The organism is Ferdinandcohnia sp. Marseille-Q9671 (assembly GCF_976954385.1).
On the sequence record NZ_CDRJTA010000001.1, the window covers coordinates 1129611 to 1142455 of the forward strand.

The following is a 12845-nucleotide window of genomic DNA, read 5'->3' on the forward strand; positions in this document are numbered from 1 at the left end:
AAAGCGCATATATCGCACTTCTTTACAAGGTCAACAAAAAAGTCTAAATAAAGTTTACCATAAAAATAGAAAAAGAGAAGAAAAGAATCTCAGATTTTGAGATTCTTTTTTGATGTTATTGTGCAGTATAGCCACCATCAATTACACAAGCCTGACCAGTTATCCCTTTTGCATGATTGCTTGCCAAAAACATAACATAATTTGCAATTTCTTCTACATCTAATAGACGTCTCTGTGGAACAAGAGGGTAAATAACTTCCTCTAGGACCTTTTCGAGTTCCACATTTCGTGTGTTAGCTAAATCAGTTAACTGGTTTCTTACAAGTGGTGTATCAACATATCCAGGGCATACAGCATTTACCGTAATTCCATGTTCTGCTCCCTCTAAGGCTGCAACCTTCGTTAATCCAATAAGACCATGTTTTGCGCTATTATAAGCAGCTTTACCTGCAAATCCAATTAGTCCATTAATAGATGCCATATTTATTATTCGGCCATACCCCTGTTGTTTCATGATGGGAAACACATTCTGAATTGCTAGAAAGGGTGCTGTAAGCATGACTGATAGTAATAGTTCAAACTTTTGCTTTGGAAATGTTTCAATTGGTGATACATGCTGCAACCCAGCATTGTTTATCAAACAATCAATTCTTCCATTCTGATTAACTGTCTCTTTAACTACCTCACTAATTTCGGTTTCACTTGTGACATCACATCTTAAACCTTTTACATTATATCCCGATTCTTGAAGCTGCAAAGCGGACTTTTTCACCCTCGCTTCATCAATATCTGTTAATACAACACGAGCACCATTTCGCGCAAAAATGTTACCAATTTCAAAACCTATTCCACTTGCTGCACCGGTAATTAGTACAACCTGATTCGTAACCATAACGTCCTCCTAAATCCCAAGACCTAATGAGAATAAAATAATTGCTAAGATTAAACCAATTGTAGGAACAATAACTGTTAATGCCCCAACTGCACCATATGCATCCTTATGTGACTCTCCACATATTGAGCGAACGGTAGTTACAACATATCCATTATGTGGAAGTGAATCTAAGGCACCTGAAGAAATTGCAACAACCCTGTGAAGAGCTTCTGTATTAACTCCTGTTTCAATATAATGAGGAGCTAATAGCGGAAGCGCAATTGCCTGACCACCTGAGGCCGAACCTGTCATCCCAGCAATGACACTTACTGCAATTGCCCCACCGATTAAAGGACTACCAGGAATACTTGTCATTGCATCAACTGCTACCTGAAATGCCGGCACAGCCTTTGCAACACCACCAAACCCTACAACAGCTGCTGTATTACCAATAGCAATTAACGCACCAAGGGTTCCATCAGAAAGTGCTTTTCCAACAGATTTAAAATACTTGCGATTCAATAAATAGGTTGATATTACTCCACCTAACAAAGCAATAATAAGAGCGGATTGTGCAAGCTCTTCATGAAAAATAAATGAAATGATAAGAACAACAACTAACGGAATGAGTCCTGTGATTGGATGTGGCAACTCTTTATTTTCAACAATAGGGTCATTCTCTCTTGAAACGAAGGTTTCTCCTTTTGCAACTGCTTTAGTTATCATCCGTTTTAACCACCAGCCGCCGAAAATCATCATAAATAAGGCGACAATTGCGCTAACTTCCCATCCTGCTAAATGTGATGTACCTAAAAATTCAATTGGAATCCAATTTTGAATTTCTGGTGATCCTGCTGATGTCATCGTAAACGTAACAGATCCAAATGCTAGTGTAGCTGGAATAAATCTTCTTGGTAAATTCGCCTCTTTAAATAAGCTGATTGCCATTGGATAAACAGAAAAGGCTACAACAAATAAACTTACTCCGCCATATGTTAAAACAGCACATGCAAGAACAATAGCAAAAACTGCATATTTCATCCCAAGTTTATCAACAATCCACTTTGATACACTATCCGCAGCACCGCTATCCTCCATCACTTTTCCAAAAATGGCACCTAGTAAGAACATGAGGTACCATGATGTTACAAAGCTAGAAAATCCACTCATATAATTTCCAACAAAATTTGCTTCTCCTTCTCCCACCAACTGCGGAAATAATGGTAGTCCACTTAATAGTGCAACAAACAAAGCACATAACGGTCCTGCAATTAACAAGTTCATACCTCTCATTGTTAAAACAATAAGTAGCACTAAGCCACCCACTAACCCAATCATACTTAGCATCTTTTTGTATCCCCCTTATTCAAACTTTATTATTTTTACGTCCTCTACAATAAGAGTCGGCTCTGTCACGCTTTGAATCTCCTCAACCGTATACCCTTCCATAATCTCAACAAGTAGTAACCCTTTTTCTGTCACATCAATAACGGCTCTATCTGTAATGATTCGGTTCACTACTCTCTTTCCTGTTAAGGGTAAACTACAAGATTTTACGATCTTAGGGGCGCCATTTTTACTGACATGTTCCATAATCACAATGATTTTCTTTGCTCCATGTACCAGATCCATGGCACCACCCATACCTTTTATCATTTTCCCAGGAATCATCCAGTTCGCTAGATCACCAGATTCAGAGACTTCCATTCCACCTAAAATAGCAAGATCAATATGTCCCCCACGAATCATTGCAAAAGAATCTGCACTGTCAAAGAATGAAGATCCAGGGATAGCTGTAACAGTTTCTTTCCCTGCATTAATTAAATCCGGGTCTACCTCATCCTCCCTTGGATACGGTCCAATCCCTAATAATCCATTTTCAGATTGGAGAACTACCTGCTTTGAAGGATCTATGTAGTTCGCAACCAAAGTTGGCATTCCAATTCCAAGATTCACATAGTAACCGCTTTCAATTTCCTCCTGCGCTCTTTTAGCAATTTGTTCTCTACTTGTTTTAGTCATCATATTTTCCACACCTACTTCATTATTGTTAACCGCTCAATACGTTTTTCTTGTTTTCCCACGATTAGTTTTTGGACGTAAATACTTGGTGTGTGAATCTCATCTGGATTCAGGTCACCAATTTCAACTAACTCTTCTACCTCAACAATCGTTACATTTCCTGCAGCAGCAATCATTGGATTGAAATTTCGAGCTGTCTTGTTGTAGACGAGATTCCCCATTTTGTCTCCCCTGTGTGCTCGAATTAAGCTAAAATCGGCTACCAAAGCTTTTTCGAGTAGGTACTCTTTTCCCTTAAAGTTTCGTACCTCTTTCCCTGCCGCTACCGTAGTTCCTACACCTGCAGGGTATAAAATGCAGGAATGCCTGCACCTCCCGCTCGTATCTTCTCAGCGAGAGTTCCCTGTGGGAGTAGCTCAGCCTCTAACTCCCCAGATAATACTTGCCTCTCAAACTCTTTGTTTTCTCCTACATATGAACCAATCATTTTTTTGATTTGATGATTTTTTAATAAGAGTCCAAGCCCCCAATCATAAACTCCACAGTTATTTGATATAACCGTTAACTCTTTTACTTCCGTTTCAACAAGTGCCAGAATCAAATTTTCTGGAATACCAACAAGTCCGAATCCCCCAACCATAATTGTTGATCCATCTTTTATCTCTCTAACTGCTTCAATAAATGAATCGAATAGTGGCTTCAAATTTCGTTTACCTCCTTTTGTTAAGGTTCACCGTTATTTAATGCAAGTAGTGTGCCAAAACTAAAAAGGTCAATAAATCGCCATATTTTTGTTATATTTTATGGTTCTATTCCAGGATTCCGGAATCATAGATTTATCATTTTATTGAAAACGCATGTATATCAATAAAAAAAGAAGTCCAGAAAACTGGAATGTTATTCCGATTTTCTGGAAACTATTAATCTAGCTTACACTTTTTTAGTTTTTCATACATACTAGACTTACTAATACCAAGCGCTTTTGCGGCTAATTGTTTGTCATCATTGTACTTTTGAAGTGTTTTTTCAAGGACTCTTTTTTCAGTATCTTCAAGAATTTCCTTCAAAGACTTTTGTCCGATTAGTAATTTTGGATCATCAACTAAGTAATCAGGCAAAGAGCTAATCTGGATTCTTTCTCCACTTGTTAAATGGACTGCTGCTTCTATCACATTCTCAAGTTCACGTAAATTTCCCGGCCATTGGTGTTGACGAAAAATAGTCATCACCTCTTCATCAATGGAAGAAATCCTTTTTCCAGAACGCTTTGAGATTTTTTCAATAAAGAATTGAGTTAATGGTACAATATCTTCCGGTCGTTCCCTAAGTGGAGGGATGGTAAATGGAATCACATTGATTCGATAAAATAAATCCTCTCGAAATCGTTTTTCTTCAATCATTTGTTCTAATGGACGATTTGTCGCGGCTATTACGCGTACATCCACCGGTATTGGTTCTAATCCTCCAACAGGCTCTACCTCTTTTTCCTGGAGGACTCGTAAAAGCTTGATTTGCATGGGTAACGGCATATCCCCAACTTCATCTAGAAAAATCGTTCCGCCATGAGCAAGAACAAACTTTCCTTTTTTACCTCCTTTTTTGGCACCTGTGAAAGCCCCCTCTTCATAGCCAAACAACTCTGATTCCAACAAATGCTCCGGGATTGCACCACAATTGATTTTAATAAAAGGATTGTGACTTCTCCCGCTTAATTGATGAATACTATGGGCAAATAATTCCTTGCCAGTACCACTTTCTCCTCTAATTAGCACTGAGATATCGCCAGAGGCAATGCTTTTTACCTTTTCCTTTAATTCGAGAACCTGCCTTGACTGAGTTTTAATATCATTCAATGAATATTTAGCCCCATTGTTTTCTTGCCAATCCTCAATATAGGTTTGCAGTTGTGACATTAAACTTTTAATCTGGCTGTTCATTTTATTTAATTCCTTTGGATCTTTAAAAATAACCGTCCCAACAGCCCCAACAATCTTATCATCTGAAAGAATCGGAATTCGATTCGCAATCATATAGTTTCCTTTTATGTAATGCGGACTGCCAATCTCTTCCTTACCGGTTTGAACGACAATATGCATGCGGGTATTTTCAATGACGTCTGTTACATGTAATCCAATGACATCCTCTCGATTAACTTCTAGAAAATCACAATAATTTTTATTGAAGTAGATAATTCTCCCTTGATGATCGACTACAACAATCCATTCATAGGCGCTGTCAATGATTGTTTCGAGAATTTTGTTTTTGAACTCCACATCATCATTTATAAACATGTTTCTCACATCCCTTACCCATATATCATTCATCATATCATCCTAATCAGTATTCATTAAAGGGCAAAAAAAAAACCTGATACATGTAATTTGTATCAAGTCTTCTTTATTACGCACTTAGTACGACATTGTTTTTCTCTTTTATTTTCTTATCATAGATGATTGTTGTAAAAATGGAGACAAGTAATAGAACCGCTAATACGGTAAATAACATACTCATTCCGTATAAGTCGACTAGCACTCCACCCAAGAAAGGACCAATCATTCTTCCTCCAGTAGCTGCACTATTCACTATCCCTTGATAAAAGCCTTCACGCCCCTTAGGTGCAAGGTCATTTGCAATGGTCGGTACAGCTGGCCAAACAAACATTTCACCTATTGTTAAAATAATCATAGCGACCAAAAATCCGCTAAATGAGGAGGCTGTTGAAACAAGTAAAAAGGAACCAATAAAGATGATAATTCCTATGACAATTTGTTTCTTTAACGATTTTGCGATGAACTTTATCGCAAGATTTAGAAATGGCTGCCCAAGGACGATTAAACCACCATTAATAGTCCATAGTAAGCTATATTGCTTTAATGAGATTCCAATGTCCTGAGTATAACTTGAAATGGTTGCCTGCCATTGTACGTAAGCCACCCAGCAAATAATATATCCGACACAAAGCACGAGTAATGCCGTTAACTTGGAACGATTTTTAACAGTTTTTGATTGTTCTAGTAAGCTTGATTGGGATGCTTTTTCAGCTTGTATTCCTCGATAACCAAACAAAGCCACTAGGAAGAACAAGACATACATCACTGTATTTGCCATAAATATATAATCAAACGAATAGGAGGCAACAAATCCACCAAGACCTGAACCAACTGCTACCCCTAGGTTTTGTGCGATATAGACTGAGTTAAATGCCTTTCTTCCACCTTCAGGCCAGACAGCCCCAGCCATTGCAAACATTGCTGGAAATACCATGCCTGAACCAAAGCCGATGATTGTTAAGAAGATAACATAATGCGGCCATCCGTGATAAAAAGTAAGACCTGTGAGTGATACTAACGAGACTATGACTCCTGCAAGTATAGTTTTATACCCACCAATTTTATCAAATACGATACCACCAACTAAATTCCCAATTACGGTTGCACCCGCATTTACCATTAATACTAGACCAGCAACAGATAAAGACTTTCCAAGATGACCGTGAATATATATGGCATTTAAAGGCCATAAAAAGGACGATCCAGTTACATTTATAATCATACCAATAATAATCATCCAAAGTGCTCTCGGCATTACGGGCACCTCCTTTTTACGTTAATTTCATTTTCCAAAATAAATTCTATTCCTTTCCACTTCTATAATCAATTTAAAAAAGTATTCCGACAAGTGGACGAGTTGGTGTGGGGTGGGTGGGACTAAAATACTGAATGGGTGTTTAACGTAAGAAGTGATTTTGATATACCTTGTATGGCGAAAACTCAGCTAGCTTGTACCTCTAGAACCATCTTGACCTACATGCTTTGCCCGAATATCCTGCTAGCTTGAACCGCTAGAACCTTCTTAACCTACATGCTTAAGCGAAATCTACACGAGCGTGTACCGCCATTCACCCTTGACCTACACGTCTTGCCTAAATCTACATGGGTATGTACCGCAACATCCAGTTTTACCTACATTCTTCGTCGATACTCAAGCGTGCTTGTATTGTAAGGATGACCTCCGGCTAGAATACCTCAACAAAAAACTAAAAAATCAGCAAGTGGCATCCCACTTGCTGATTCATAATTATTCCGGACGTTGTTTTGATTTTATAGGTTGACCCTTTTTGAGATACTTTTGCTTTGATTCCTTTACTGGATCGTAATCTTGGCCAAACTCTAGATCATTACTGTTAACCCCATTTTTTGTTTTTTGCTCTGGATTGTTTTGCTTTGAACGCTTTTTCATGATTTCATCCCCTATTTATACTCTTGAATAATAGTTTCATCCAATGTCATATCATTTTGAAGCTGTTGTAACTGTATCCTCATGCGGTGCAATCGCTCACGCTGCTGATCATTACAGCTTTGTGCAAGCTTAGCTAATTCATTTGTTACTTCTTCTAATTGCATTTGAGCATCAGTATATTCCGTATCATTATAATGCTCTTGTTTCCTTGCAACTGTAATTTGTTCTTGGGCATACTGAATTGAATCTTCACAGCGTTGCAAAAACGCATCAACTGATTGTCGAGTAGCCATACTTCCCCTCCTAATCAAATGCTTCCGCACAAATAAGGTAACTTGAGAAGCAAAATCTTCTCCTTTATAGTTTGTTCATCCTCTATTACTTTTCTCAAAAAGTTATTTCCAATTTGTGTTTGCCACACGAAGTGGTCGAAAAGTTGTTGCCTCAGAAGTGACGTTCTTAAACTTTGATCTTTTAATTTCCATTTGAGTTACTAAAAGGACCCATGCTAAAATTCAATGAGGACTTTTTTAATAAGGAGGGGCTGAGCATGTCTCAGAGTAACCCGTTTACATTTTCTACAGATAACAAGAGATACCATACGTGGAATTACCACTTACGTCATACATTTGGTCATAAAGTGTTTAAGGTAGCACTTGATGGAGGTTTCGACTGTCCAAATCGAGATGGTACAGTTGCACATGGAGGCTGTACTTTTTGTAGTGTTTCTGGCTCAGGTGACTTCGCTGGCAACCGAGCGGATGATATTCTAACACAATTTACAACCATTAAAAATAAAATGCATGAAAAATGGAAAGATGGTAAGTACATGGCTTATTTTCAAGCCTTCACCAATACACATGCACCTGTTGAGGTACTTCGTGAGCGTTTCGAACCTGTTTTGCGTCAAGAAGGTGTCGTAGGCATATCCATTGCAACAAGACCCGATTGCCTACCTGACGATGTTGTTGAGTACTTAGCTGAATTAAATGAACGAACCTATTTATGGGTAGAATTAGGACTGCAAACTGTACATGAAGAAACAGCGAAGCTCATTAACCGTGCCCATGATTTTCAATGCTATGTTGACGGGGTAAATAAGCTACGCAAGCATAATATTCGGATATGCTCCCATATTATTAATGGGTTACCACAAGAAGACACAGAAATGATGATGGAAACTGCAAGAGAAGTTGCCAAATTAGATGTTCAAGGAATAAAAATTCACTTGTTACATTTGTTAAAAGGAACCCCAATGGTTAAGCAATATGAAAAAGGTCTTTTGGAATTTCTCTCTTTCGATGACTATATACAGTTAGTTTGTGATCAATTAGAAATTTTACCACCGGAAATGATTGTCCATCGCATTACAGGAGACGGACCCATTGATTTAATGGTTGGACCGATGTGGAGTGTCAACAAATGGGAAGTATTAAACACAATTGATGCCGAACTTAAACGACGTGACAGTTATCAAGGTAAATTTTACAAGAAGGTAGCTGAAACGATATGAAATTAGAGCGTATCCTACCTTTTTCGCGAAAATTACTCCAGTTAGCCATTTCAGAAGGGGATTTTGTTGTTGATGCAACAGTTGGCAACGGGCATGACACGCTAATGCTGGCAGGTTTAGTTGGTGACAACGGGCAAGTATTCGGTTATGACATTCAAGTAGAAGCTATAGAAAGCACAGCTACCCGGTTAGAAGAGCATAAAGTAAAGCATCGTGTCACATTATTTCATCAAAGTCATGATCAGCTCATGTCTTCTATCCCACAAGATGCACATGGAAAGATTAGTGGAGCAGTTTTTAACTTAGGCTATTTACCAGGCGGTAAAAAAGAAATTGTGACAAAACCCACCTCAACGATTGAAGCAATTGAGCAGTTACTCACTATAATGAAACCAGAGGGTATCATTGTAGTCGTTGTGTACCATGGCCATGAAGAGGGTGCCGTAGAAAGGGATAGGCTGTTAGAGTACTGTTCAACACTTGACCAAAAGAAAGCTCATGTCTTAATGTACCGATTTATGAATCAAGTGAACCATCCTCCATTTGTTATTGCAATTGAGAAAAGATAGAGGATTCTGTACTAAATTTTCGATGTCTGACACTAGGCGCAATCGGCTCTCTGGTATAAGTCAATCGCATTGAAGGCAAAAAGCGCCTTCTGTCGGCGCTTGACTTATACTTGTCGCCTAAGGCTGAGCGCCTTACGCTTTTCCTTATCCAAAAACGCTTTGCAATCGACGATAAGCTCGTCCATTTATATAAAAGAAAAAGGAAGTTTTTCCGCCAAGTCTAATCATTTTCTTAGCAATCTTCAATACACTCCGTTGGCTTCTTACCTTTTCGTCTGATAGATAAACTCCCAATAAACCTCGATTAATAAGACGATGAAATTTTTCATTCGGCAAACCTGCTGTATGCTTGTCAGCCTCAATCATAAAATGTTTTAGTCGACTAACAAGCTCATTTTCATGCGGGTAGTAAAAGCAAAAATTCAAATCGCCGCCTTTACGGTCTTCTTCCTGATCGATAAAATAATCCAAAAGAATATGTAAACCTTGGATATAAGGAAAGTAGCCGCTTCTAATTTTTTCAGCCATTTCATCATTAAATTCGTCATGAAACGCATACGCAACTAAGCAAAAAATACCTAGTGTGGAACCAGAGCAAGCAGAGAATTCATACCATTCCATAGTCGGTAAATTATGTTGATAGGTTTTAAACCACGTCTCTAATCGCGGTACACGCTCCTCTACCGTTACGTGCTTATGGACTTGTAAATCACAATAATAGCTAGACAGCTCTTGTAAGTAGCCAGAAATCTTATTATAGTGTGGAATGTTTTGTAGGACCTGCTGACATTTTTGCACGAGACTCTCTAAGTAGCCACCATCATCCTGTTCAGCTCTATATTTGTAATAATTTTTTGTAGGTTGCCAGGGTCGCAATGCATCTGGCATTGAATCGTGTAGGGTTCGAAAATCAACTGGATCTAGGGATGTACTGCGATCACAGAGATTATCTAGGTAATCACTTATCGTTTGATAGGCAACGATAAATTGAATACATTCGTCGATCTTACCCTCTGACAATAACGCAAGGATTGCTCCTCCTTCACAGTGAAAGGTTTTAGAATGAATACTTGCTAGAGCCTGTGTACGAAGCTCGTCATTTGGAATCGCTTCTGCTTTCTTTCTCCAGAAGGCCAATTCGCGGTGTACAATCGGAAATACCTCACGATACACTTTCTTCATTAAACCAATTGGGTGTGTTGGTACCAAGGATATCACCTCATTTTCTACAAACAGGATGTAATGTTAATTTACGATTATTGTGAAAGTTGCTACACTAACAGTAAATGATTTTTCTTCGAATATCAAATATAGTGAGAAAGGGCGTACCTATATGATTTATCCATACAAAGGGAAATATCCAACAATTGCTGATTCGGTTTTTATAGCTGATTATGCGACTATAACAGGTGATGTCACAATTGGTGAGGAAACGAATATTTGGTTTAATACCGTTATTCGTGGAGATGTTGCACCAACGGTTATTGGAAAAAGAGTTAGTATTCAAGATAATTCCACCCTTCACCAAAGTCCAAATAATACGTTACTCATTGAGGACGATGTCACAATTGGCCATCAGGTTATCCTACATAGCTCTATCGTTCGAAAAGATGCCTTAATTGGGATGGGTTCAATCATTCTAGACGGTGCAGAAATTGGAGAAGGGGCGTTTATCGGAGCAGGAAGCCTAGTTCCACAAGGTAAAAAAATACCACCTCATACATTAGCCTTTGGGAGACCGGCAAAGGTAATCCGCGAATTAAACGAAGCGGATAAAAAAGACATGGCAAGAATTCGCAGAGAGTATGTTGAAAAAGGTCAGCATTATAAAGAACTACAAGAAGAACAGAAGAAGAAATAAAAAGCTCGCCACCCTTGGCGAGCTTTTCTCCTATTATTTTGTTGCTTGTGTCTTAAGAGCCTCTGCTTTATCCGTACGCTCCCATGGTAGGTCAATATCATTTCTACCAAAATGACCATATGCAGCAGTTTGCTTATAGATTGGACGACGAAGATCTAACATCTTAATGATACCAGCTGGACGCAAGTCAAAATTAGTGCGAACTAAGTCAACTAGTACATCTTCTGAAACTGTTCCAGTTCCAAATGTATCTACAGAGATGGATACAGGTTGAGCAACACCGATAGCATAAGCAAGCTGAACTTCACATTTTTCTGCTAATCCAGCCGCAACAATATTCTTCGCTACGTAACGTGCAGCATATGCAGCAGAACGGTCTACTTTTGTAGGATCCTTTCCAGAGAATGCACCACCACCATGACGTGCATAACCTCCGTACGTATCAACGATAATTTTACGCCCTGTTAACCCAGCATCCCCTTGAGGACCTCCGATTACAAAACGTCCTGTTGGGTTAATAAAGTACTTTGTATTCTCATCAATAAGATCATTAGGAACAACAGGATTGATAACGTGTTCCTTAAGATTACGTTGAATTTGTTCTAAAGAGATTTCAGGATGGTGCTGAGTAGAAATAACAATTGTATCAATGCGCACAGGTTTGTCATTCTCATCGTATTCTACAGTAACCTGAGTTTTCCCGTCCGGACGTAGATATGGAAGAATTTCATCTTTACGAACTTCCGTTAATCTTCGTGCTAGCTTATGAGCTAATGAAATGGGAAGAGGCATTAATTCCTTCGTTTCATTACAAGCAAAACCAAACATTAAGCCTTGATCTCCTGCACCAATTGCATCAATTTGCTCATCTGTCATTTGACCTTCACGAGCTTCTAAGGCTTGGTCTACCCCCATAGCAATATCAGGTGATTGCTCATCGATAGAAGTTAACACAGCACAAGTTTCAGCATCAAAGCCATATTTCGCACGGGTATAACCAATCTCGCGCACCGTTTCACGAACAATTTTTGGGATATCTACATATGTAGAAGTTGTAATTTCACCTGCAACAAGTACAAGCCCTGTTGTAACAGAAGTTTCACACGCTACACGTGCATTTGCATCACTTGCTAAAATGGCATCTAAAATAGAATCTGATATTTGGTCACAGATTTTATCTGGATGGCCCTCTGTAACAGACTCGGAAGTAAATAAACGACGTCTATTTGTCACAAATGTTTCCTCCTTTAACATTCAGAATTCGAAAAGTTCGACTCTGACATTCTTTTTGATACGGTACTCATTCCCTTAGTATTGTTACCTACACAATTTTCTATCCTATCTTAACAAGCCTATAATAGGAACTTCGCTGCTAATTTATCGTGATGAGCACATCAAAGTGCTTGTGTTAGTAACATCTTGAAACCACAAGATCGTTTCAAAAAAAGAAATAAAAAACCTTTCCCACTTTGAGGAAAGGTATATTGTTCATTTCGCCTTTCACTCTTATCGATCAAGGTCATGCCTTGCTCAGGTTAGCACCTTATCACTTTTAACAGATTTTTACCTATATGTAATAGGGTTCGCATAAAATCGTTTGATATGTAAAAAAAAGTGATGGTTGCCGGGTTTCATTGGGCCTGTCCCTCCGCCAGCTCGGGATAAGAGAGTATCCGTTCAATGACCAATCATATCGCAGACATCCTTTTCATGTCAATAAATTTAATAAAAATATATGTAGAAACGTGTCATATTTTTTCATCAAAA

12 protein-coding genes, 1 pseudogene and 1 riboswitch are annotated in these 12845 nt (G+C 38.6%); of the genes and pseudogenes, 3 read left to right on the forward strand and 10 right to left on the reverse strand.

The window, feature by feature from the left end:
* Positions 1-115: 115 nt before the first annotated feature.
* The 8 genes and pseudogenes from ACWNMY_RS05760 to ACWNMY_RS05795 all read right to left on the reverse strand — a co-directional run bounded on the left by ACWNMY_RS05760 (position 116) and on the right by ACWNMY_RS05795 (position 7428).
* Complete coding sequence (locus ACWNMY_RS05760; RefSeq protein WP_449537317.1) at positions 116-892, reverse strand: 3-hydroxybutyrate dehydrogenase; 777 nt, start codon at positions 890-892, stop codon at positions 116-118.
* Between the two features lie 9 nt (positions 893-901).
* Positions 902-2221 carry a GntP family permease gene (locus tag ACWNMY_RS05765; RefSeq protein ID WP_449537318.1) on the reverse strand — a complete coding sequence of 440 codons (1320 nt, stop codon included), beginning with the start codon at positions 2219-2221 and terminating at the stop codon, positions 902-904.
* Between the two features lie 15 nt (positions 2222-2236).
* Positions 2237-2896, reverse strand: a complete 660-nt coding sequence (locus ACWNMY_RS05770) for a CoA transferase subunit B (RefSeq protein WP_449538396.1) — start codon at positions 2894-2896, stop codon at positions 2237-2239.
* A gap of 14 nt (positions 2897-2910) precedes the next feature.
* A pseudogene (locus tag ACWNMY_RS05775) lies at positions 2911-3599 on the reverse strand (CoA transferase subunit A).
* A 217-nt stretch (positions 3600-3816) separates the two neighbouring features.
* Complete coding sequence (locus tag ACWNMY_RS05780) at positions 3817-5187, reverse strand: sigma-54 interaction domain-containing protein (protein WP_449537319.1); 1371 nt, start codon at positions 5185-5187, stop codon at positions 3817-3819.
* 109 nt (positions 5188-5296) lie between these two features.
* The gene (locus tag ACWNMY_RS05785; RefSeq protein ID WP_449537320.1) at positions 5297-6481 is read right to left on the reverse strand and encodes an MDR family MFS transporter; all 1185 of its coding nucleotides are present in this window, start codon (positions 6479-6481) and stop codon (positions 5297-5299) included.
* A gap of 492 nt (positions 6482-6973) precedes the next feature.
* Positions 6974-7135 (reverse strand): glycogen biosynthesis protein GlgD, encoded by a 162-nt coding sequence (locus ACWNMY_RS05790; protein WP_449537321.1) that lies wholly within the window; start codon positions 7133-7135, stop codon positions 6974-6976.
* Between the two features lie 11 nt (positions 7136-7146).
* On the reverse strand, positions 7147-7428 hold the full coding sequence (locus ACWNMY_RS05795; protein WP_449537322.1) for a YtzC family protein: 282 nt from the start codon (positions 7426-7428) through the stop codon (positions 7147-7149).
* Positions 7429-7685: 257 nt separating this feature from the next.
* Between ACWNMY_RS05795 and ACWNMY_RS05800 the strand changes: the two genes are divergently transcribed.
* Together ACWNMY_RS05800 and ACWNMY_RS05805 are read left to right on the forward strand one after the other, a co-directional pair.
* Positions 7686-8648 carry a TIGR01212 family radical SAM protein gene (locus ACWNMY_RS05800; protein WP_449537323.1) on the forward strand — a complete coding sequence of 321 codons (963 nt, stop codon included), beginning with the start codon at positions 7686-7688 and terminating at the stop codon, positions 8646-8648.
* Positions 8645-9217 (forward strand): class I SAM-dependent methyltransferase, encoded by a 573-nt coding sequence (locus ACWNMY_RS05805; protein WP_449537324.1) that lies wholly within the window; start codon positions 8645-8647, stop codon positions 9215-9217. The genes ACWNMY_RS05800 and ACWNMY_RS05805 overlap by 4 nt, the downstream gene beginning before the upstream one ends.
* A gap of 144 nt (positions 9218-9361) precedes the next feature.
* Here the strand turns inward: ACWNMY_RS05805 and ACWNMY_RS05810 are convergent, their stop codons facing one another.
* Positions 9362-10399, reverse strand: a complete 1038-nt coding sequence (locus tag ACWNMY_RS05810; RefSeq protein ID WP_449538397.1) for a tetraprenyl-beta-curcumene synthase family protein — start codon at positions 10397-10399, stop codon at positions 9362-9364.
* Positions 10400-10550: 151 nt separating this feature from the next.
* Between ACWNMY_RS05810 and ACWNMY_RS05815 the strand changes: the two genes are divergently transcribed.
* Positions 10551-11078 carry a gamma carbonic anhydrase gene (locus ACWNMY_RS05815; RefSeq protein WP_449537325.1) on the forward strand — a complete coding sequence of 176 codons (528 nt, stop codon included), beginning with the start codon at positions 10551-10553 and terminating at the stop codon, positions 11076-11078.
* Between the two features lie 33 nt (positions 11079-11111).
* Here ACWNMY_RS05815 and metK read toward each other — a convergent pair whose 3' ends face one another.
* Positions 11112-12311: a methionine adenosyltransferase gene (metK, locus tag ACWNMY_RS05820; RefSeq protein ID WP_449537326.1), complete on the reverse strand. Its 1200-nt coding sequence runs from the start codon at positions 12309-12311 to the stop codon at positions 11112-11114.
* A 270-nt stretch (positions 12312-12581) separates the two neighbouring features.
* Positions 12582-12746: riboswitch (SAM riboswitch) on the reverse strand.
* Between the last annotated feature and the right edge of the window lie 99 nt (positions 12747-12845).